20 protein-coding genes are annotated in these 21,618 nt (G+C 68.4%); 14 read left to right on the top strand and 6 right to left on the bottom strand.

The genetic code is table 11. The annotated features are described in order from the left end of the window. Nucleotides 1-17: 17 nt before the first annotated feature. From mutM to ACWV8V_RS11190, 4 genes are all read left to right on the top strand, one after another. On the top strand, nucleotides 18-830 hold the full coding sequence (gene mutM / locus ACWV8V_RS11205) for a bifunctional DNA-formamidopyrimidine glycosylase/DNA-(apurinic or apyrimidinic site) lyase (RefSeq protein ID WP_455899760.1): 813 nt from the start codon (nucleotides 18-20) through the stop codon (nucleotides 828-830). Between the two features lie 65 nt (nucleotides 831-895). Continuing rightward, the gene (locus ACWV8V_RS11200; RefSeq protein ID WP_123730990.1) at nucleotides 896-1,459 is read left to right on the top strand and encodes an ECF-type sigma factor; all 564 of its coding nucleotides are present in this window, start codon (nucleotides 896-898) and stop codon (nucleotides 1,457-1,459) included. Between the two features lie 30 nt (nucleotides 1,460-1,489). After that, entirely contained in the window at nucleotides 1,490-4,366 is a 2,877-nt protein-coding gene (locus ACWV8V_RS11195; protein ID WP_455899759.1) for a protein kinase domain-containing protein, read from the top strand. Between the two features lie 48 nt (nucleotides 4,367-4,414). Further along, nucleotides 4,415-6,016 carry a glucan biosynthesis protein gene (locus ACWV8V_RS11190; RefSeq protein ID WP_346468099.1) on the top strand — a complete coding sequence of 534 codons (1,602 nt, stop codon included), beginning with the start codon at nucleotides 4,415-4,417 and terminating at the stop codon, nucleotides 6,014-6,016. Here the strand turns inward: ACWV8V_RS11190 and ACWV8V_RS11185 are convergent, their stop codons facing one another. After that, nucleotides 6,017-6,637, bottom strand: a complete 621-nt coding sequence (locus ACWV8V_RS11185; protein ID WP_123730993.1) for a thymidine kinase — start codon at nucleotides 6,635-6,637, stop codon at nucleotides 6,017-6,019. Between the two features lie 130 nt (nucleotides 6,638-6,767). Here ACWV8V_RS11185 and ACWV8V_RS11180 point away from each other — a divergent pair, with 130 nt between their 5' ends. Together ACWV8V_RS11180 and ACWV8V_RS11175 are read left to right on the top strand one after the other, a co-directional pair. Further along, nucleotides 6,768-8,744: a UvrD-helicase domain-containing protein gene (locus ACWV8V_RS11180; RefSeq protein ID WP_259260667.1), complete on the top strand. Its 1,977-nt coding sequence runs from the start codon at nucleotides 6,768-6,770 to the stop codon at nucleotides 8,742-8,744. A 73-nt stretch (nucleotides 8,745-8,817) separates the two neighbouring features. Next, complete coding sequence (locus ACWV8V_RS11175; protein WP_455899758.1) at nucleotides 8,818-9,351, top strand: GNAT family N-acetyltransferase; 534 nt, start codon at nucleotides 8,818-8,820, stop codon at nucleotides 9,349-9,351. A gap of 55 nt (nucleotides 9,352-9,406) precedes the next feature. Here ACWV8V_RS11175 and ACWV8V_RS11170 read toward each other — a convergent pair whose 3' ends face one another. Continuing rightward, complete coding sequence (locus tag ACWV8V_RS11170) at nucleotides 9,407-10,075, bottom strand: YceH family protein (RefSeq protein ID WP_259260665.1); 669 nt, start codon at nucleotides 10,073-10,075, stop codon at nucleotides 9,407-9,409. Between the two features lie 111 nt (nucleotides 10,076-10,186). Here ACWV8V_RS11170 and ACWV8V_RS11165 point away from each other — a divergent pair, with 111 nt between their 5' ends. Continuing rightward, complete coding sequence (locus tag ACWV8V_RS11165; RefSeq protein ID WP_455899757.1) at nucleotides 10,187-11,110, top strand: 5'-nucleotidase, lipoprotein e(P4) family; 924 nt, start codon at nucleotides 10,187-10,189, stop codon at nucleotides 11,108-11,110. Then, entirely contained in the window at nucleotides 11,107-11,832 is a 726-nt protein-coding gene (gene pyrF / locus ACWV8V_RS11160) for an orotidine-5'-phosphate decarboxylase (RefSeq protein WP_455899756.1), read from the top strand. The genes ACWV8V_RS11165 and pyrF overlap by 4 nt, the downstream gene beginning before the upstream one ends. Before the next feature lie 25 nt (nucleotides 11,833-11,857). On the opposite strand, the gene ACWV8V_RS11155 is transcribed toward pyrF, so the two are convergent. Beyond that, nucleotides 11,858-11,983, bottom strand: coding sequence for a hypothetical protein (locus ACWV8V_RS11155; protein WP_259260662.1), 126 nt, complete (start codon nucleotides 11,981-11,983; stop codon nucleotides 11,858-11,860). Here ACWV8V_RS11155 and ACWV8V_RS11150 point away from each other — a divergent pair. After that, nucleotides 11,982-12,950 (top strand): hypothetical protein, encoded by a 969-nt coding sequence (locus ACWV8V_RS11150; RefSeq protein ID WP_259260660.1) that lies wholly within the window; start codon nucleotides 11,982-11,984, stop codon nucleotides 12,948-12,950. The two genes, ACWV8V_RS11155 and ACWV8V_RS11150, sit on opposite strands and share 2 nt — an antisense overlap. Beyond that, a complete protein-coding gene (gene plsB, locus ACWV8V_RS11145) occupies nucleotides 12,950-15,664 on the top strand; it encodes a glycerol-3-phosphate 1-O-acyltransferase PlsB (protein ID WP_455899755.1) in 2,715 nt (904 codons plus the stop codon). The genes ACWV8V_RS11150 and plsB overlap by 1 nt, the downstream gene beginning before the upstream one ends. 57 nt (nucleotides 15,665-15,721) lie before the next feature. On the opposite strand, the gene ACWV8V_RS11140 is transcribed toward plsB, so the two are convergent. Beyond that, the gene (locus ACWV8V_RS11140; RefSeq protein ID WP_429000540.1) at nucleotides 15,722-15,916 is read right to left on the bottom strand and encodes a YdcH family protein; all 195 of its coding nucleotides are present in this window, start codon (nucleotides 15,914-15,916) and stop codon (nucleotides 15,722-15,724) included. 105 nt (nucleotides 15,917-16,021) lie between these two features. On the opposite strand from ACWV8V_RS11140, the gene ttcA reads away from it, so the two are divergent. From ttcA to ACWV8V_RS11125, 3 genes are read left to right on the top strand one after another with little or no spacing between them, the layout of a single operon-like run. Beyond that, a complete protein-coding gene (ttcA, locus tag ACWV8V_RS11135; RefSeq protein WP_259260657.1) occupies nucleotides 16,022-16,930 on the top strand; it encodes a tRNA 2-thiocytidine(32) synthetase TtcA in 909 nt (302 codons plus the stop codon). 50 nt (nucleotides 16,931-16,980) lie between these two features. Then, entirely contained in the window at nucleotides 16,981-17,886 is a 906-nt protein-coding gene (locus ACWV8V_RS11130; protein WP_121043899.1) for a recombination-associated protein RdgC, read from the top strand. 57 nt (nucleotides 17,887-17,943) lie between these two features. Further along, nucleotides 17,944-18,732 (top strand): M48 family metallopeptidase, encoded by a 789-nt coding sequence (locus tag ACWV8V_RS11125; protein WP_455899754.1) that lies wholly within the window; start codon nucleotides 17,944-17,946, stop codon nucleotides 18,730-18,732. Nucleotides 18,733-18,769: 37 nt separating this feature from the next. On the opposite strand, the gene ACWV8V_RS11120 is transcribed toward ACWV8V_RS11125, so the two are convergent. Next, entirely contained in the window at nucleotides 18,770-19,642 is an 873-nt protein-coding gene (locus ACWV8V_RS11120) for a methylglyoxal synthase (RefSeq protein ID WP_259260650.1), read from the bottom strand. Between the two features lie 173 nt (nucleotides 19,643-19,815). Between ACWV8V_RS11120 and ACWV8V_RS11115 the strand changes: the two genes are divergently transcribed. After that, complete coding sequence (locus ACWV8V_RS11115; RefSeq protein WP_455899753.1) at nucleotides 19,816-20,112, top strand: hypothetical protein; 297 nt, start codon at nucleotides 19,816-19,818, stop codon at nucleotides 20,110-20,112. 26 nt (nucleotides 20,113-20,138) lie between these two features. Here the strand turns inward: ACWV8V_RS11115 and ACWV8V_RS11110 are convergent, their stop codons facing one another. Continuing rightward, the gene (locus ACWV8V_RS11110; protein WP_259260647.1) at nucleotides 20,139-21,584 is read right to left on the bottom strand and encodes an FAD-dependent oxidoreductase; all 1,446 of its coding nucleotides are present in this window, start codon (nucleotides 21,582-21,584) and stop codon (nucleotides 20,139-20,141) included. Nucleotides 21,585-21,618: the final 34 nt, after the last annotated feature.

The following is a 21,618-nucleotide window of genomic DNA, read 5'->3' as shown; positions in this document are numbered from 1 at the left end:
GGCGCTAGAATCCCCCCATGCCCGAGCTCCCCGAAGTAGAAACCACCCGCCGCGGCCTTTCCCCGCACCTGGAAGGCCGCAGTGTCCACGGCGTGATCCTCCGCCGCCCCGACCTGCGCTGGCCGATTCCGCCGGAGATCAGCGCGCTGCTCCCCGGGCAGGCCATCCAGGGCGTGCGCCGCCGCGCCAAGTACCTGCTGCTTGATACCGCCATTGGCAGCGCGCTGCTTCACCTGGGCATGTCCGGCAGCCTGCGGGTGCTGCCCGGCGACACCCCGGTGCGGGCGCACGACCACGTGGACATCAGCCTGGACAACGGCCGCCTGCTGCGCTTCAACGACCCGCGCCGCTTCGGCAGCCTGCTCTGGCAGCCGGCCGGGGAAACCCATGAGCTGCTGGCAGCGCTGGGGCCCGAGCCGCTGGATGACGCCTTCGATGGCGACTACCTGTTCGCCCGCAGCCGTGGCCGCAGCGCCTCGGTGAAGACCTTCCTGATGGACCAGGGCATCGTGGTGGGCGTGGGCAACATCTACGCCGCCGAAAGCCTGTTCATGGCCGGGATCAACCCGCTGCGCGAGGCCGGCAAGATCTCCCGCGCGCGTTACCAGCGCCTGGCCGATGCGGTGAAACAGATCCTGGCCTACGCCATCACCCGCGGCGGCACCACCCTGCGCGATTTCATCAACCCGGACGGGGCGCCGGGCTATTTCGAGCAGGAGCTGCTGGTCTACGGGCGTGAAGGCGAGCCCTGCCGCCAGTGCGGGCGGCTGCTCCGCCACGCCACCATCGGCCAGCGGGCCAGCGTCTGGTGCGGTCACTGCCAGCGTTGAGCCGTCGCGCGGCCATCGCCCACCGGGCGGTATAGTCCGCCCAACGTCACCGGCGGGGGTGTGCGATGGACCAGGGACCGGATATCACCGTATGGCTCGATTCGGCCCGGGCGGGCGACCGCGCCGCGCTCGACCGGGTCCTGACCCTGCTCTATCACGAGCTGCACAGCATGGCCCGCCGGCAGCTTGCCGGGCAGCAGGGGCGCACCCTGGATGCCACCTCGCTGGTGCACGAGTCCTACCTGAAGCTGCTCGGCTCCCGGGGCGCGGCCCGCTTTGAGGATCGCGCCCACTTCTTCGCCTACGCCGCCTCGGCGATGCGCAGCGTGGTGGTCGATTACGCACGCAACCGGCTCGCCCGCAAACGCGGCGGTGATCTCAAGCGGGTGGAGCTGCCGGAGAACAGCAGCAGCGGCGTGCGTCTGGATGAAGACCTGCTGGCGCTGGATGTGGCGCTGGCCCGGCTGCATGCGGTGGATGCACACCTGGCCAAGGTGGTGGAACTGCGGTATTTCGCCGGCCTGTCCGAGCAGGAGATTGCCGATCTATGCCAACGCTCGGAGCGCAGCATCCGCCGCGACTGGCAGAAGGCGCGCATGTTCCTGCTGGCTTCGGTCGGGGAGCCCTGAAAAGCCACGCATCGTCCGGGGAGAGGACCGATGGAGGCGTCACGCTGGCGGCAGTTGTCCTGCCTGCTGGATCAATTGCTGGAACTGCCCGAACCGGCGCGAGAGCAGCGGCTGCTGCGCCTGCGCGCCGACGATCCGGGTCTGGCCGAGGATGTGGAGCGCCTGCTCGCCCATGAGCGGGACAGCCATGAATTCCTGGCGCAGCCCCTGTGGACCGCGCCGCCGGAAGACAGCCGGGCAGGCACCCGGGTCGGCCCCTACCGGCTGTTGCGGGCGCTCGGCGAAGGCGGGATGGGTGAGGTGTGGCTGGCCGAGCGCGCCGATGGCCTGTACGAACGCCAGGTCGCCCTGAAGCTGTTGCGCAGCGGCTACGCCGATCCCGGCCTGCGCCAGCGCTTCAGCCGCGAACGCGAAATTCTGGCGCGGCTGCAGCACCCGAACCTGGCCCAGCTGTTGGATGCCGGTGTGGACCTGGACGGCCAGCCCTATCTGGCGCTGGCGTATGTCGAAGGCGAGCCGATCACCGAGCACTGCCAGCGCCTGGCACTGCCGCTGGAGCGGCGCCTGCAGCTGATGCTGCAGGTCTGCGCGGTGGTCAGCCACGCCCACGCCAACCTGATCGTGCACCGCGATCTGAAGCCGTCCAACATCCTGGTGACGGCGGAGGGCGAGGTGAAGCTGCTGGATTTCGGCATCGCCAAGCTGCTCGACGATGACCACGGCAAGCCGCCCGCGCACCCGCCCACGGAAGCACGCGCGTTCACCCTGCACTACGCGGCGCCGGAGCAGGTGCGCGGCGAGCCGGTCTCCACGCTGACCGATGTGTACTCGCTGGGGGTGGTGCTGTTCGAGGTGATTACCGGGCAGAAGCCGTATCGCCTGCGCCGGCACAGCGATGCCGAGTGGGAGCGCTCGATCCTGGAGGTGCAGGCGCCGCGCGCCTCGGCCGTCATGGCGCGCGTGGCCGGCGCCGGTGGCGAACAGGCCGGGGCGGCCAGACGCTTGTCGCGGCGCCTGCGTGGCGATCTGGATACGATCCTGCTCAAGGCCCTGCAGAAGGAGCCGGCGCAGCGTTACGCCTCGGTGGAAGCGATGGCGCAGGACCTGCGCCGGTTCCTCGAAGGCCGCCCGATCCATGCCCGCCCGCAGCACGTGGGCTACCGGCTGCGCAAATACCTGGGCCGGCATCGCTGGGGCGTGGCGTTGGGCACCATGGCAGTGCTGGCGCTGCTCGCACTGGCGCTCACCGCGCTGTGGCAGATGCAGCAAGCCCGGCGCGAGGTCGCGCGTGCGCAGGCCATGCAGGATTTCACCGTAGGCCTGTTCGACCGCGCCGCGGGGGTGCGCCACGGTAGCTTCGATCTGCGCCAGCTGCTGGCCACCGGTCAGCAACGCGGTGAGGCGGAACTGCGCGATCAACCGCTGTCGTTGGCCGAGCTGGAAGGCGTGATCGGCCGGTTGCGGATCGGTATGGGCGACTACCAGCTGGCGCTGCAGACGCTGGACCGCCAGCGCGCGCTGCTGGAGGAGGCCGGCGAGGTGCCGCCGACCCTGCAGCTGGAAGCGGTGACCCAGCGCGGCCGTGCGCTGCGCATGCTCGGCCGCTCCCGCGACTGCGTGACCCACCTCACCCCGATGCAGGCGCTGGCCGCCGAGTACCGCCTGCGGCTGCCGGCGGCCGTGGCCGAGTACCACACCCAGTTGGGGCGTTGCCAACAGCTGTTGGGCTACCGCGATGAGGCGCGCGGGGCGTTCGAGCAGGCGCTGGTGCTGCGCCGCGATGTGCTGCGCGATACCGCCGGCACCTCGGAGAGCCTCGCCGACCTTGCCGCACTGGACGGTGACGATGGCCGCGCGCCTGCTGCCCTGGCCGGTTACCGGCAAGCGCTGCAGCTGCTGCAGGCCGGTGACACGGTGCGCTACCCCCAGTTGATCGCGCTGCGTCGGCACATGGGCGAGACCCTGGCTGCGCAGGGCGATCTGGAGGCGGCCGAGCAGGCCCTGCAGCTTGCCGCCCATGATGCCGTGGGGCTGTATGGGCCCGATCACCCGGAGACCCTGTCGATCCGCCGCCTGCGCGCGTTGCTGGCGATGCAGCGCGGCGAACTGGCGCAGGCGCAGGTCCAACTCCAGCAGGTCCATCAGCTGACCCGACAGGCCTTGGGCGAGCAGCACCGTGATACCGGATTGACCTGGCATGCGTTGGGGCGGCTGGCGCTGGAGCAGGGCGACAGCGCAACGGCGATCGATGACTTTGCCCGGGCCGTGGCGATCTGGCGCCAGCCCGATTGCGTGGGGCTGCTGCCGCAGGGGCTGTACGACCTGGGCGAAGCGTTGGCACACGCGGGCCGCTGGCAGGCGGCGCTGGGTGCGTTGCATGAGGGCCGGCAATGGCAGGCCGCGCAGCGTGGTGATGACGATGCGGCCGTGCAGCAGGCTGATCGGCGCATGGCCGAGCTGGTCAGTGCCCACGGCGACCCCCATCAGGCCGGGGAGCAACTGGCTGCGCTGATGCGGCGGGTGGACCAAGCCGGGCCTGCCAGTGCGGGTCTGCACCGCGCGCTGCAGCTGGCCTGGGCCCGAAACCTGGGCCGCATGGGCCAGACCGTGGAAGCGCGACGTGCGCTGGCGCCCCTGCTGGTGGGAGACGCCGCCGACCTGGACAGCCGCGCGCTGCGCTGGCGCGCCCGTGCGGCGATGGCCGAACTGGACTGTGGCACCGCACCCGTGCGTGCACGCGCCGCGCTGGAGCAGCTTCAGCAGGAGCTGCAGGCGCAGTGGCCGCAGGGCGGACAGCTGCGACAGGAGCTCGGGCAGATCCTTGAGCGCTGTGCGCCGGCGACGGTTGCGGGCACCCCGTCACCCACGCTGGCTGAACGCCGCCCCGCATTCACCTCGGCGAATTAACGTCTGCGTGCCTATGATGGCCGGCCCTCCCTTGCCATCGCTGCCTGCATGCAACGACGCGACTTCCTCCGCAATGCCTCCGTGGCCCTGGCCGCCTTCGGCCTGCCTGCACTGCCGGCGTGTGCCGCGCAGGGCAACCAGGTCGGCCTGCGCCGGCTGGGCGAGCCCCAGCCGTTCGATTTCGCTTCGCTGAAAGGGCAGGCGCGCGCGCTGTCCCAGGCCGCCTACCAGAGCCACAAGCGCACCCTGCCGGGTCCGGTCGAAGCGCTGAGCTGGGACCAGTACCAGTCGATCCAGTACCGCCAGGATCATGCGCTGTGGGCTGACCAGCCCGGTCGCTACCAGGCCAAGTTCTTCCACCTCGGCCTGTACTTCCATTCGCCGGTGCGGATGTTCGACGTGACCGACGGCAAGGCGCAGGAACTGGCCTACGACGGCGCGGCGTTCGACTACGGCAAGAGCGGCCTGAAGGGCAGCCACCTGCCGGCCGATCTCGGCTTCGCCGGCTTCCGGCTCAACACGCGCAAGGACACCGATCGCGACTTCGCCGCGTTCCTGGGTGCCAGCTATTTCCGCGCCGTCGGCAAGGAAGGTCAGTACGGCCAATCCGCGCGCGGCCTGGCGATCGATACCGGCATGGGCAAGCCCGAAGAATTCCCGGATTTCATCGCCTATTACCTGGAGCAGCCGGCGGCCGACTCCAACACGCTGGTGGTGTACGCCCTGCTGGATTCGCCCAGCACCACCGGCGCCTACCGCTTCGCGATCACCAACGGTGACGTGCTGCTGATGGACATCGACTGCGCGCTGTACCCGCGCAAAGCGATCGAGCGGCTCGGCATCGCCCCGTGCACCAGCATGTACCAGGTGGGCGAGAACGACCGCCGCATGGCCTGGGACTGGCGCCCGGAGATCCACGATACCGATGGCCTGTCGATGTGGACCGGTGCCGGTGAATGGATCTGGCGCCCGCTGTGCAACCCGCACAACCTGCGCTTCAACATGTTCGTGGACAACAACCCGCGCGGCTTCGGCCTGCTCCAGCGCGACCGCAACTTCGATCACTACCAGGACGACGGCGTCTTCTACGAGAAGCGCCCGTGCCTGTGGGTGGAACCGAAGGGGCAGTGGGGCAAGGGTTCGGTACAGTTGGTCGAAATCCCCACCGTGGACGAAACCTTCGACAACATCGTGGCGTTCTGGAATCCGGAGGCCAAGCCGCAGCCCGGCCAGGAGCTGCTGCTCGGCTACCGCCTGTACTGGGGCGCCGAGCCGCCGGCGCGCACGCCGCTGGCGCACTGCGTGGCCAGCCGTACCGGCTTGGGCGGGGTGATCGGCAAGAAGCGCGAGTACTTCTCGTGGCGCTTCGCGGTCGATTTCGAAGGCGGCGAACTGGCCGCGCTGATCGACAAGGGCGAGGTGGACGCCGTGGTCCAGGTCAGCCGCGGCCGTACCGAGATCGTCTCGGCGCGTCCGCTGCGCGAGATCAAGGGCTACCGCGCCATGTTCGATCTGGTACCGCCGGATGACGCCACCGAGCAGATCGACATCCGCCTGTACCTGCGCAGCGGCGGCAAGACCCTCACCGAAACCTGGCTGTACCAGTACAGCCCGCCGCCGAAGGGCGCGCCGGAGCGCACGTTGTATTGATCACAGCGGCAATGGGGCCTGCATCGGGTCGATGCGGCCCTCACCGCGCGTGATCTTCTTGAACTCCGCGCGGCTCACCGACACGTAGCGCTCGTTGCCCCCGATCTCCACCTGCGGGCCGTCCTGCACCGCGTGGCCGTGCTCGTCCACGCGCACGGTCATCGTGGCCTTCTTGCCGCTATGGCAGATCGTCTTGATCTCCTGCATCTCGTCGGCCCAGGCCAGCAGGTACTGGCTGCCTTCAAACAGCTCGCCGCGGAAATCGGTGCGCAGGCCGTAGCAGAGCACCGGAATGCGCATCTGATCGACCACCTCGCTGAGCTGCCAGACCTGGCTGCGGGTCAGGAACTGCGCTTCATCGACCAGCACGCAGCCCAGCGGGCCGTGCGTGTCGATGTCATCGGCAATCAGCTGCTGCAGGTCGGTGTCCTGCTGGAACGCGATCCCGTCGGCCTTCAGGCCGATCCGCGAGGCGACCACGCCGCGCCCGGCGCGATCGTCCAGCCGTGGGGTCAGGATGGCCACGCGCATGCCCCGCTCGCGGTAGTTGTGCGCCGACTGCAGCAGCGTCGTGGTCTTGCCGGCGTTCATCGCCGAATAATAGAAGTAGAGCTTGGCCATCGGCCAATTCTAGACGCCCAGCCACGCCCTGTGGGCTGTCAGGGCGGAGGCCGGACGCTTTCGTCCGCTGCCGGAGATCTCCACGCCCCGGCTCGACGGCCCGGTACAATGCCCCTCCCCTGGAGATGGCATGCACGGTCTCAATCCTCCCCAACACGCGGCAGTGATGCACTGCGAAGGTCCTCTGCTGGTGCTTGCGGGCGCGGGCAGCGGCAAGACGCGCGTGATCGTGGAGAAGATCGGCCAGCTGATCGCCAGCAAGCGCTACCCGGCGCGGCGGATCGCGGCGATCACCTTCACCAACAAATCGGCCAAGGAAATGCGTGAGCGCGTGGCCAAGCGCCTGCGCGGTGGCGACGCCGATGAAGTGACGATCTGCACCTTCCACGCGCTGGGGCTGAAGTTCCTGCAGATTGAACATGCGGCCGTCGGGCTCAAGCGCGGGTTTTCGATCTTCGATGCCGACGATTCGACCGCGCAGGTCAAGGACCTGATGTACGGGGCCAAGCCGGATGACATCGAGGACGTAAAGAACCTCATCTCGCGCGCCAAGAACGCCGGCCTCTCCCCCGAGCAGGCGATGGCTGCGGCGCGCAGTACCCGCGAGAAGGAAGCGGCCAGTGTCTATGAGCGCTATCAGCTGCGCCTGACCGCGTTCAACGCGGTGGATTTCGATGATCTGATCCGCCTGCCGGTGCAGGTGCTGGAAGAGAATCCGGAGATCGCCATCGCCTGGCGCGAGCGCATCGGCTACCTGCTGGTCGACGAATGCCAGGACACCAACGATGCGCAGTACCGGCTGCTCAAGCAGCTGGCCGGCAGCAAGGGCAACTTCACCTGCGTGGGCGATGACGATCAGTCGATCTACGCCTGGCGCGGTGCGAACCCGGAAAACCTGCAGCAGATGGCGCGCGACTATCCCGCGCTGGAAATCATCAAGCTGGAGCAGAACTACCGCTGCTCCAACCGCGTGCTGCGCGCGGCCAATGCGCTGATCGCCAATAATCCGCACGAGCATCTGAAGAAGCTGTGGAGCGACCAGGCCGACGGCGAGCGCATCCGCGTGTGGGAGTGCCGCAACAGCGAGCACGAAGCGGAAAAGGTCGCGGCGGAAATCTCCTTCCTGGCCACCTCGAAGAAGATTCCGTGGAGCGATTTCTGCATCCTGTTCCGCGGCAATTTCCAGTCGCGGCCGCTGGAAAAGGCGCTGCAGCTGGTACGCGCGCCGTATCACATCACCGGCGGCACCGCGTTCCTGGAACGGCAGGAGGTCAAGGACACGCTGTCCTGGCTGCGCCTGTTGGTGAATCCGGACGACGATACCGCTTTCATGCGCGCGGTGCAGTCGCCCAAGCGCGAAGTGGGCGCCGGTACGCTGGCCAAGCTGGCCGAGCTGGCGTCGGAAAAGGATCTGCCGATGGCGCATGCGGCCGAAGCGATCGGTGCGCTCTCGCAGTTGCCACCGCGCGCGGCCAATGGGCTGAGCCGCTTCACCGATATCCTGCGCGACCTGCGCGCGGAGATGCCCAAGCTCAGCTCCGGCGATCTGGTGCGCAAGCTGGTGAAGGATTCCGGGCTGGTCTCGGACCTGCGCAGTGCGTGCAAGGAAGAGTCCGTCTACCAGCGCCGCCTTGGCAACCTGGAAGAACTGGCGCAGTGGTTCGAAGGCGGCCCGCGGGGGGCCTCCACGGCGGATCTGGCCGCGCAGCTGGCGTTGCTCTCGCGCAATGACAAGGACGATGGCGGCAACCAGGTGCGGATGATGACCATGCACGCCTCCAAGGGCCTGGAATTCCCGTACGTGTTCATCATCGGCTGCGAGGACGGGGTCCTGCCGCACCAGGTCAGCCTGGACGAAGGCAACCTGCAGGAAGAGCGGCGCCTGCTGTACGTGGGCATCACCCGCGCCAAGGTGCAGTTGTGGATGAGCTACAGCAAGCTCACCCGCAAGTTCGGCGAGCACGTGCGGCTCAAGCCGAGCCGTTTCTTCGATGAGATACCCGCCGAGGAAATGCAGCGCGATGGTGCAGATCCGGTCGCCGATGCCGCGCGCAAGAAAGAGCGTGCCAGCGCGGGTCTGGCCGCGATCCAGGCACTGTTCGACTGAGCATCGCCGGGTAGCGCCACCCCATGGGTGGCTCTACGGCACAATCGGCCTATCACCCTTCACCGGTACCCGCATGTCCGCCGTGATCCAGACCGACCGCCTGCACCTGCGCCTGATCGACCCCGACCATGACGCCGCCGACATGCTGGCCCTGCTCAACGAGCCGGGCTTCATCCGCAACATCGCCGACCGCGGCGTACGCACCCTGGAGCAGGCGCGCGACTACACCGCCGAGCGCGTGCTGGGTAGCTACACGCTCAACGGCTTCGGCATGTACGCCGTCATCCGTCGCGAAGATGGTGCATGGCTGGGCAACGCCGGCCTGGTGCGCCGCGCCGGGCTGCCGGCACCGGATATCGGCTATGCACTGCTGTCGCAGTACGAAGGCCACGGCTACGCGTTCGAGGCCGCGCGCGGGGTGATGCATTACGCGCGCGATGCGCTCGGCCATGCCGATCTGTACGGCATCGTCTCGCCGGACAACGTGCGCTCGGCCGCGCTGCTGCGCAAGCTGGGCATGGAGGATCGCGGCGATCTGCTGCTGCCACCACCGCATGGCGGCGATGTCGTGCTGCTGTTCGCCACCCCGTGCGCGCCGGCCGTCTGACCCGGTATAACCACGCCGCCCGACCCGGAAGAGCCACGCCATGCGTGGCTGCAGTTCAGCCCCCCAACTGCGCGCGCAACGCCGCCAGCTGTTCCTGCAGCTCGGCCACGGTGGCCTCCAGCTGCTGCACACGGGACTCCAGCGCCGGATTGGCACCGCCGCCGCCAGCGCTGCTCGGTGCAGACCTGTACTGCTCGGCCAAGGCCTGCACGTCCACCGGGCCGGCCAGCAGGTGCATGTAGCGGTCTTCGCGCTGGCCACTGGCGCGTGGCAGCTGGACCGCCATCTCGCGCTGGATCATGCGCTCCAGGTGGTGACGCAGTTCTTCCACGTCCTGGAAGCGGACCAGGCGCTCGCTGCGGGTCAGCAGCTCATTGAGGGTCTGCGGGCCGCGCAGCAGCAACAGGCCCAGGATCGCCAGCTGCTGGCGGGTCAGGTCCAGCGCGGCACCGGCGCGGTGCTCGTAGCGCTCGGCGCGCGAGGAGTACTGCTGGCGCGCCAGGCCCAGGGTCTCCAGCTGGCGCAGCGCGTGGTGCACATCGCCGGCCGACAGGGCCATGACCGGCTCGCGGGCGGTCTTCTGGTTGGCGGCCACCTGGGCGGCGTTGACCGTCAGCGGGTAGGCGTCCGGGGTGGTCGCCTCCTTCTCGATCAGGCAGCCCAACGCGCGGGCCTGGGCCGCGCTGAGCACGGGCAGGGCAGGGGTCTGGGTGTCGTCGGTCATGGGGCGCTCCGGGGTGTTTCAGGGGCGTGCAGCATAGCCGAGCCCCGCCTGTGGCATGAATGCCGCGGGACAAGCCGGTAAACTGGCGCGAATCTGTTGCCGGTGAATGCCATGCGTCGTAGTGCTGTTTCCCTGTCCGTGCTTGCCTGCGCCGTGCTGGCGCTGAGTGCCTGCAAGCGCACCGAAACCCCGGCCGATGCCGCCCCGCCGGCGGCCGCTGCCGCTGCGACCGCCCCGGCCGCCACCGGCGATGCCGCCGTGGCCGCCAACGACAACCTCAATGCCGTGCTGTGGATCCAGCGCTCGCAGGAATACCGGGCGATCACCGAGCAGACCTATCGCGCGGCCGCCGATCACCTGGACAAGGCGCTGAAGGAAGCCAACTGGGACGCGCTGGTGCCTGAGGAGCGCGGCAATGCCGCCAAGGGCCTGAAGCCGGCCGTGGTGCTGGACGTCGACGAGACTGTGCTGGACAACTCGCCCTACCAGGCGCGCCTGGTGCGCGATGGCAAGGAATATGACGAGCTGAGCTGGGACCAGTGGGTGGCCGAAAAGAAGGCCAAGGCGATTCCGGGCGTGGTCGATTTCGCCAAGGCCGCCAATGCCAAGGGCGTGACCCTGCTGTACATCTCCAACCGCGCCGTGCATCTCAAGGACGCCACGCTGGCCAACCTGCGCGAGCAGGGCCTGCCGGTGGCCGATGACAGCGTGTTCCTCGGCCTGGGCACCGTGGTGGAAGGCTGCGAGCAGGCTGGCAGCGAGAAGAACTGCCGCCGCCGCCTGGCCGGCCAGCAATACCGCGTGCTGATGCAGTTCGGTGACCAGCTCGGCGACTTCGTGGAAGTCACCGCCAACACCAATGAGGGCCGTGACGCGCTGCTGCAGCAGTACCACGACTGGTTCGGCGAACGCTGGTGGATGCTGCCCAACCCGACCTACGGCGGCTTCGAGCCGGCGCAGTTCAACAACGATTACAGCCAGTCGCGCCAAGCCCGCCACGATGCCAAGCGTGCCGCGCTGGACTACGCACCGTGAGCCGCGCGCCGCTGCCGCTGCGGGACGAGGAGCGCCTGATCTTCGCGCTCGACGTGCCGGGCCGCGCCGACGCGCTGGCCTGGGTCGATCGCCTCGGCGATGCCGTGTCGTTCTACAAGATCGGCATGGAACTGCTGGCCTCCGGCGAGTACTTCGAGGTGCTCGAGGCGCTGGCCGCACGCGACAAGCGGGTGTTCGTCGATCTCAAGTTCTTCGACATCCCGGCCACCGCTGCAGCAGTGATCAAGCGGCTGTCGCAGTGGCCGGTGAGCTACGCCACCATCCATGGCTGGCACCCGGCGATGATGGAGGCCTGCGCGGCGGCCAACGGCAGCGACATGCGCCTGCTGGCGGTGACCGTGCTGACCTCGATGGGCCGCAGTGACCTGGCCCGGATGGGCATCGACCGCGAGCCGGTCGAGGTGGTGGTCGAGCGCGCCTTGGCTGCCCAGGCCGCCGGCATCGACGGGGTGATCGCCTCCGGCCAGGAGGCCGGGCCGATCCGCGCCGCCACCGGCGCCGGGTTCTCGATCGTCTGCCCGGGCATCCGCCCCGGTGGCCCGGTTGGCGATGACCAGAAGCGCACCGTAGGCGTGGCCCAGGCCTTTGCCGACGGCGCCGATGCGATCGTGGTCGGCCGTCCGATCCGCTTGGCCAGCGATCCGCAGGCCGCCGCGCGCGCCATCCAGGCCGAGATGGCCCAGGCGCTCGCCGCGCGCTGAGGCGGTGACGGGGCGGGACGCTCCGTCACACGCGGTTTTTCTGTACATTCAAGGGCTTGCGCACCGAGCGCAGGGCCGGCAGGTCTGCCGGCTTGCCGCTGTCACCGAACAGGCCGCAAGATGCGGACCGGTCCGGGGAGTCCGAATTCATGTCCATGTCGTTGAAGCCGTGGCAGTACCGAGGGCAGGCGTTGGCGCTGGCCCTGTGCGGGTTGGTGCTGCTCAGTGCCTGCAAGGACAAGCAGATCGATCCGGATGCGCCGGCGTCCGAGCCGGTCGCGGCCCTGCAGCAGCTGGCGCAGCGGGTTGCCGACAACGATCTGGTCGGCTACGCCAAGGCAGCGGTGCCGCCCACCCAGTACGCCCGCCTGCAGGGCGCCTGGGGCCAGGGCCACAGCCGTTGGCCGCTGACCGAGCTGCCGCTGGATGGGCAGTTGCTGCCGATGCTGGCCGCACTGTCGCGGCCGGATGCGCCGCAGCGGCTGCAGCGTTCGTTCGATACCCAGATCGCCGGTCAGGCCACCCAGGTCCGTCAGGCGGCCCACTCGATGGGGTTGTTCGGCGAGCAGTACCTGCGCAACCAGAGCGAGTACAGCGACAGCGAGCGCGCCCACTACACACAGGTGGTGAACGCGCTCAGCCGCTGGGCCGCCGCGGCGCCACTGACGGACAAGCAGCGGGCGAAGACGACCATCACCCTGCTCACCGCGACCGCGCGCACTGCGGGGCTGTCCACGGATGCCGAACTGCAGGCCGCGGGCATGGAAGAGAGTCTGCGCCGGCTCGGGCCCTTCATCAAAGCCTTCAAGACAGCCTTGGCCAGTTACGGGCTGTCGTTGGACGGCGCCTTGACCGAGCTGCGCGGCGAGCTGACGTCCGAGCTGGGCGACGATGCTGTGGTGCGTATCCAGTACACGCTGGCCGGCGAACAGATCGACGCTCAGGTGCGGATGACACGGCGCGACGGTCACTGGTACGTGACCCGCACGCTGGAAGACACCGATGCGCTGCTACAGGCCGCCGACGCCGCACAAGCTGAACATGACGCCCGCCAAGCGGCCGAAGCAGAGGCGGCGGCGACGGTCAAGGACGGTGCTTCTGCACCGGCTAAGCCATAATGAAGCCGATGCCGAACCAGAATCCCCTGCCTTTCCCCGGCGAAGAGCCGCCCAAGACGCCGGACGCTACGTCCTCGTCACCCGCTACCGTGCCGTCCGACGGTGCTGCCGCTCCGGTTCCACCGGCCGCTGGCGCGCCCGTGGAGGCCGTTGCCGTGGATGCGGAGCCTGTCACCGTCGTGCCGTCCGCGATCGTGCCCGGCACGCGTCCGCCCAGTGGCCGCCCGCCGTGGTGGGCGCGCCTGCTCGGCCGCCTGGTCGAGCCGTGGCTGTCGCTGAAGATCGAACCCGAACACCCCGGCCAGTACAACGATGGCCGCCCGGTGGTCTACGTGCTGGAGGACTACGGTCTGTCCAACGCGCTGATCCTGGACAAGGCCTGCCGCGAAGCCGGCCTGCCCTCGCCGCTGGTGCCGATCGCCGGCGATCCGACCGGGCGCAAGCGCGCCTACCTCGCCCTGTCGCGCCGGAGCAGCAGCAACTCGCTGATCCCCGAGCAGCGTGGCGCCAAGACCCACTCGGACTCGCTGGCCAAGGTCCTGCAGGCGCATCGCGCCCGCGGCGAGCTGGACGTGCACCTGGTGCCCGTGTCGATCTTCGTCGGCCGCGCGCCGGACAAGCAGAGCGGCTGGTTCGCGGTGCTGTTCTCGGAAAACTGGGCCCTGGTGGGTCGTTTCCGTCGCCTGCTGGCGGTGCTGCTCAACGGCCGCAGCACGATCGTGCGCTTCGCCCCGCCGATCTCGCTGCGCACCACGGTCGATGAGGGGCTGGACCCCGAGCGCACCGTGCGCAAGCTGCAGCGCGTGCTGCGCACCCATTTCCGCCGCATCCGCGAATCGGTGATCGGGCCGGATCTGTCGACCCGCCGCTTGCTGGTGGACAAGGTGCTCGACGCGGACACGGTGCGCGAAGCGATTGCCTCGCAGGCCAAGCGCGACAACTCCAAGCCGGCCGATGCCTGGAAAAAAGCCCACGCCTACGCGTGGGAAATCGCCGCGGACTACTCCAGTCCGGTGGTGCGCTCGGCCAGCTTCATGCTCAGCCATGTCTGGAACCGCATCTACGCCGGCGTGCTGGTCCACCACCTGGACAAGTTCAAGGCGGCCGCGCCCGGGCATGAAGTGGTCTATGTGCCCAGCCACCGCAGCCACATGGATTACCTGCTGCTGTCCTACCTGCTGTACGACCGCGGCATCGTGCCGCCGCACATCGTGGCTGGCATCAACCTGAACCTGCCGGTGGTCGGCACGCTGCTGCGCAAGGGCGGTGCGTTCTTCATCCGCCGCTCGATCCGTGGCAACGCGCTGTACTCGGCGGTGCTCAGCGAATACGTGGCGCAGCTGGTCGCCGGCGGCTACTCGATCGAGTACTTCGTCGAAGGCGGCCGCTCGCGCACCGGGCGCCTGCTGCAGCCCAAGGGCGGCATGATCTCGATGACGCTGCGCGCCTTCCTGCGCCAGCCGCGCAAGCCGGTGCTGTTCCAGCCGGTCTACATCGGCTATGAAAAGCTGATGGAGGGCGGCAGCTATCTGGACGAACTGTCCGGCCGGCCGAAGGAAAAGGAATCGATCTGGTCGCTGTTGTGGTCGATCCCGAAGGTGCTCAAGCAGAACTACGGCCAGGTCGTGGTGAACTTCGGCGAGCCGATCGCGCTCAACGACGTGCTCGCCCAGCGTGCACCGGACTGGAATGGCCAACCGGTCGGCGAGGACGAGAAGCCCTCGTGGTTGTCCGGCACGGTGGATCACCTGGCCGAACGCATCCAGGTGCATATCAACGGTGCGGCCGACGTCAATCCGATCAACCTGCTCGCGCTGGCGCTGCTGTCCACGCCCAAGCATGCGATGGGCGAGGCGGACCTGATCGCGCAGATCGAACTGTGCAAGACCCTGCTGGTCGAGATGCCGTACTCGGACCGGGTGACGGTGACCCCGCACTCGCCGGAGCGGATCATCGCCCACGCCGAGGAGATCAACGTCCTCACCCGCATCAAGCACCCGCTGGGCGACGTGCTCAGCGTCAGTGGCGACACCGCGGTGCTGCTGAGCTACTTCCGCAACAACGTCATCCACCTGTTCACCGCCTCGTCGTGGGTGGCCTGCTGCTTCCAGAACAACCGCCGCATGAGCCGCACCGGGCTGGTCCAGCTGGGTCGCACGGTGTATCCGTTCCTGCAGGCCGAGCTGTTCCTGCCGTGGACCGAAGACGAGTTCGCCCAGCGCATCGAGCAGACCATCAACGTGTTCGTGCGCGAAGGGCTGCTGCAGAACATCAACGATGACGACGGCGGCATCCTGGCGCGCAACACCGGGCAGACCGACGAAGTCTTCCGCCTGCGCGCGATCGGCCATTCGCTGCAGCAGGCGTTCGAGCGCTATTACATCGCGATCTCGGTGCTGGTGAAGAACGGCCCGGGTACGCTGGGCGCGGCGGAGCTGGAAAGCCTGTGCCAGCAGGCTGCGCAGCGCCTCAGCCTGCTCTATGCGCCGGCCGCGCCGGAGTTCTTCGACCGCACGCTGTTCCGCGGCTTCATCCAGAAGCTGCGCGAACTGCGCCTGGTGTGGCCGGATGAAAACAGCAAGCTGCTGTTCGATGCGCGCCTGGACGCGTGGGCGAAGGATGCGAAATTCATCCTCGGCCGCGAACTGCGCCACACCATCGAGCGTGTCAGCCCGGAAGCGGCGAAGCCGGAAGAGCCGGTCAGCACGGATTGACGACGGCACGTCGTCAATCCCAACGCTACGGGTAGAGCCACGCCATGCGTGGCTGGCTCAGGCCGGCTCGTCCGGAATCAACATGTCTTCCAGCTTGGCGATGCAGTCCTTCAGCTGCAGCTTGCGCCGCTTCAGGCGCTTGGCTTCCAGCTCATCGTCGCCATTGGCGGCCATGCGCAGGATCTGGTCATCCAGCGCACGGTGCTCCTGCCGGAGCGTGGCAAGGCGGGCACTGATATCGGTGGGCGTCATGGTTTCCACAAGCTCCGAGCATACACATCCCCGATGACCGCCGGGAGTGAACGCAGTCACTTCCTGGCACCTGTGAGGGTGCGTCCCAGCCGGTAGAATGACAGGATGAGCGCTGTCATCCGCCTGCCTGATCCCGTCCCGCGCGCCCGCGATCCGCGCGCGCCCGGCGGTGTGCAGGACCGGTTGGCGCGGCAGCTGCGCCGCCAGGTCGGCCAGGCCATCGCCGACTTCGGCATGATCGAGGCCGGCGACAAAGTGATGGTGTGCCTGTCCGGTGGCAAGGACAGCTACACCCTGCTCGACATCCTGTTGCAGCTGCAGAAAAAAGCGCCGGTACCGTTCGAGCTGGTCGCGGTGAACCTGGACCAGAAGCAGCCGGGCTTTCCCGAGCACGTGCTGCCGACGTACCTGGCCTCGATCGGTGTGCCGTTCCAGATCATCGAGCAGGACACCTATTCGGTGGTCAGCCGGGTGATTCCGGAAGGCCGCACGATGTGTTCGCTGTGCTCGCGTCTGCGCCGTGGCGCGCTGTACCGGCATGCGGCCGAACACGGCTTCACCAAGATCGCGCTGGGCCACCATCGCGACGACAGCGTGGCCACGTTCTTTCTCAATCTGTTCCACCACGCCAAGCTCTCGGCGATGCCGCCCAAGCTGCGCAGCGACGACGGCCAGCACATCGTGATCCGCCCGCTGGCGTATGTGAGCGAGGCGGACATCAGCGCCTACGCGCAGGCGCGTGCGTTCCCGATCATTCCCTGCACGCTGTGTGGCAGCCAGGACACCCTGCAACGCCGCCAGGTGGAGCAGATGCTGCAGCAGTGGGAACGCGACCAGCCCGGCCGCATCGACCAGATCGCCCGCGCGCTGGGCAACATCCATCCCTCGCAGCTGGCCGATCCGGCCCTGTTTGATTTCATGGCACTGGGGCGCGCTGCGGCGGCCCCGCTGCCCGACCCGCCGGCCTGGACCGGCACTGCCCACGACCCCGGGCACGCCCCCGGCCCGGCCTGAGCCACGCCGGTGCGCCCGCCCTCCCTTTCACGCTCTTACTCTGGACGTCCATGTTCTTTCGCAACCTGACGCTGTTCCGCTTTCCAACCGCTACCGATTTCTCCGACGTCGACACCCTGCTGCCGCAGGTGCTGCTCAAGCCGGTCGGTCCGCTTGAAATGAATTCGCGCGGCTTCATCTCGCCGTTCGGCCGTGAAGAAAAGGCGGTGTTCTCGCACCGCGTCGGCGATGCGCTGTGGCTGACCGTCGGCGGTGAGGACAAGATCCTGCCGGGCGCGGTGGTCAACGATCTGCTCGCGCGCAAGCTCGAGGAAATCGAGGAGAAGGAAGGCCGCAAGCCCGGCGGCCGCGAGCGCAAGCGCATGAAGGACGACCTGCTGCACGAGCTGATGCCGCGCGCCTTCGTGAAGAGCTCGCGTACCGACGCGCTGATCGACCTGACCCACGGGTACGTCGCCGTGGACTGCTCGAGCAGCAAGAAGGGCGAGAACATGATGTCCGACATCCGTGGCCTGCTCGGCAGCTTCCCGGCGATGCCGTTGAACGCCGAAGTGGCGCCGCGCTCGATCCTCACCGGCTGGATCGCCGGCGAAACCCTGCCGACCGGGCTGAGCCTGGGCGAAGAGTGCGAGATGAAGGATCCGGCCGAGGGCGGTGCGGTGGTCAAGTGCCAGCACCAGGAACTGCGCTGCGACGAGATCGACAAGCACCTGGACGCCGGCAAGCAGGTGACCAAGCTGGCCCTGGTCTTCGAGGACAACCTGTCCTTCGTGCTGGGCGACGACCTGATCGTGCGCAAGCTGAAGTTCCTGGATGGCGCGCTGGACCAGCTCGAGCACGCCGACGATGACGGCCGCCGCGCCGAACTGGACGCCCGTTTCGCCCTGCAGAGCGGTGAAGTGCGCCGCCTGTTCCTGCTGCTGGAAGAGGCCTTCAAGCTGAGCAAGGCGGACTGACCGGTTCCGATCAGTCCCCAGTCATGCGCCGGTCACGGCCGGCGCTATGCTGTACCCATGTCCGGATTCCTCCGCCGCCTGATTTCGCCGGCTGTCAGCACGCTGCAGCGCGATACGGTACGGCTGCGCCTGGAGGACGCCGAGATCGATGTCCTGCGCGTGCGCGACCCGCGTGCGCGCCGGATCAAGCTCAGCGTCGATGAGCGCGGCGTACGCCTGACCCTGCCGCCGCGCGCCAGCCTGATGATGGGCGAGCGTTTTCTCGACCAGCATCGCGGCTGGTTGTCCGAACAACTGCGCAGCTACCAGGCCACCAACCTGCCGCCACCGCTGGTGATCGGCGAGGCGGGGGTGCTGCCGCTGCGCGGTGAGCTGCTGCCGCTGCGCTGGGAAACCGGCCGCTACGCGCACATGCACGTGGACGAGCAGGGCGCCTGCCTGCACTGGCCCACGCGCGGCACTGACGCCACGCTGCGCCGCACCCTTCGCGAATTCTACGAAGCACAGACCCGAGCCGATGTCGGCCAGTGGCTGCCGCGTTACCTGCCCGGTCTGCCGCGTGCACCGGCGCGGCTGCGGCTGAAGGTGATGTCCTCGCAATGGGGCTCGCTGGCACCGGATGGCAGCATGGCGCTCGATCTGGCCCTGGTGCTGGGGCGGCCTTCGGCGTTCGAGTACGTGCTGGTGCACGAGCTCTGCCATCTGATCCAGGCCAATCACTCGCCGGCGTTCTGGGCGGAGGTGGAAAAGCGTTTCCCGGCGTGGCATGCCGAGCGGGACTATTTCCAGCTCGAAGGACGGCGGCTCAAGGCGATGCTGCGGCAGCTGCTGACCCCGGCACCGTAACGGCGGCGGCAACGCTCGCTCCTCATCGGTAGTGCCGTCAGTTGCCCACCCGCACCGCGGCCGCCTGCGCCCAGCGCGCCGCCACCCGCGGCGCGGTGATGCACACGGCCTGATCGGTCACGGTGGTGACCGCGCGCTCCAGCAGCTGGATGTCGGCTTCGTGCTGGCGGGCGACGTGCGGGTCTTCGAAGAAGATCGCGCGCTGGCAATGGCCCTCCAGCACGCGGTCGGCGATCTGCGCATCGCCGCCCATCGGGCCACTCTGGTAGCGCGTCACCCATTCCTCGCCCTGCGGCCAGCCGCGGCTCCAGGCCAGCTCGTTGAGGCGCTGGCCGGTGGTGCCGGTGCCGACCCGGCTGCGGAAGCGCGACAGCACCGCGAAGTGTTCATCGGCGAAGGCCAGCATCGCCGGCTTCATCGCGTCATGCGCGATCAGGGCCAGCGTGTGCTGCTCGAAGGCATGCAGGTCATCGGCACCCGGGTCCGGTGCCAGGCCGGCGTGCAGGCGCTCCACCTCGACCCAGTCGCGCGCGGTGGCGACGGTGGAGATGAAGGGCTTGCCGTGGATCACGCACTGGCGCTTGAGCGCGGTCGCTTCCGGAAAGACCGAGGAAGGATCGACCGGGTCCATCAGGTAGATCGCGCCGTCCAGCGTGCGCTCCGGCGTGCCCATCCCGACCACCTCGGCCACCAGCTTCATCAGGCCGCCCTCGCGGCCGTTCGGGTAGCGCCGCAGCGGGGCGAAGTCCTGCAGGAAGCCCAGCCGCTGGATCGCATCGAAGGTGCGCCCGACCGCATGCAGTTCGACGCCCAGTTCGCGCAGGCCGGTGTCGCTGGCGCGCAGCCAGCGGAACAGCGCGGCGTGCTTGTCGTGGTGATGCAGGCGGTTCGCGGCCAGGCCAATGCGCATGGGGGCAGTCCAAAGGGAGTCGTCGCCAGTGTAAGCCGTTCAGGTTGCACCGATGCAAGCTGCCAAACGTGATGCGGCTCACGCGCCTTCACGCATTTTCGTACTTGTTGCATGGTGTCGGCAGGGGCCATATCCGACAGTGGAGGTCGTCCGTCAATCAGGAAACCCCTGCCATGACCCTCCCCCTTTCTTCCGTTGCCGCCTCATCCCAGCCCGTTGTCGCGGATCAGGGCAGTCGCATCCGCGCGCTGGCCGCCGTGCTGCGTGACGCCCCGCAGGCCGATGCCGAGGTCCTGCTGGCCGGGCTCGCGCGCATGCTGGATGCGCATATCGGCCGCGGCCACGATGATGTGGTCAGCAACCGCCGCATCCGCGACCAGCTCGACAACATCGAGCTGCTGATGGCGCTGGAGATCGAGCGGGCCGGCGTGCGTCACACGTCGGTACCGGCGGTAGCGCGCGCCGCGTGAGCGGCGCGCTTGGGTAGGGCACCCCGTTACGCCGAAAGCAGCTGCACGATGCTGCCGGCCGCATCGCGGCCCTCGGCCACGGCCGTCACCACCAGATCCGCACCGCGCACCGCATCGCCACCGGCGAACAGGCGCGGGTGGGCGGTCTGGAACGGCAGGCGACCACTGCCACCGGCCACGATGCGGCCGTTGTTGCCGGCCTCCACACCCTGTTCGGTCAGCCAGGCCGGCGCCGTCGGCGAGAAGCCGAAGGCGATGATCACCACGTCGGCTTCCAGCAGCGATTCACTGCCTTCAATCGGTACCGCGTTCCGGCGGCCTTGGGCATCCGGATCGGACAGGGTCGTCTCGACCACCATCACCCCGATCACTTCGTCATCCGCACCCGCCTCGATCGACAACGGCTGGCGGTTGAACAGGAAGCGCACGCCTTCCTCGCGGGCATTGGCCACTTCGCGCGCCGAGCCCGGCATGTTGGCTTCGTCACGACGGTAGGCGCAGGTCACCTTGGCCGCGCCCAGGCGGATCGCGCTGCGCACACAGTCCATGCCGGTATCGCCACCGCCCAGCACCACCACGCGCTTGCCCTCCAGGTCGGGCAGGGCGATCTGGTCTTCCCAGCCGGCGATCGGCCGGCCGTGGGCATCGCTGCCACTGACGATGCGGCTGTTCTGCACCAGGAACGGCAGTGCCGGCAGCACACCCTTGAGGTCCTGGCCAAGCAGGCCACCATCGGTATAGCGGTACGCGCCGGTGCCGACGAACACCGCGTCGTACTCGGCCAGCAGGTCATCGATGCTCACATCGCGGCCGATCTCCACGCCGAGGCGGAACTGCACGCCCATGCCTTCAAGCACGTTGCGACGGCGGCTGATCACCGATTTGTCCAGCTTGAAACTGGGGATGCCGAACTGCAGCAGCCCGCCGATCTGTTCGTAACGGTCATACACCACGGCCTGGATGCCGGCATGCGCCAGCTTGTCGGCGCAAGACAGCCCGGCCGGGCCGGCGCCGATCACGGCCACGCGCTTGCCGGTGGCTTCCACTGCGCTCATGTCCGGGCGCCAGCCGGTGGCCAGCGCGGTATCGACGATGTACTTCTCCACGGCGCCGATGGTGACCGCGCCGAACTCTTCCAGCGTGCAGCTGCCTTCGCACAGCCGGTCCTGCGGGCACACCCGGCCGCACACCTCCGGCAGCGGGTTGGTCGAGTGGCAGAGCGTGGCCGCTTCGTGGATGCGGTTTTCCTGCACCAGCTGCAGCCACTGCGGGATCGCGTTGTGCACTGGGCACTTCCAGCTGCAGTACGGATTGCCGCAGTCCAGGCAGCGACCGGCCTGGAACTGCGCGTCTTCCTTGCCGAACTTGCCGTACAGCTCGCCCCAGTCGCCAGAGGTGCGCAGTTCGACCGGGATGCGCTGCGGCATCGTCCGGGGCAGATCGAGGAACTGGAAAGCTTGCTTGCGGCTCATGGCTTGCTCTGTGGTGAGGTTGCCGGCCAGCGGC

Source organism: Stenotrophomonas sp. Ker107b (assembly GCF_053847245.1).
Note: the sequence above shows the minus strand (reverse complement) of the source record. Positions and strands in the feature narration are given on the sequence as shown.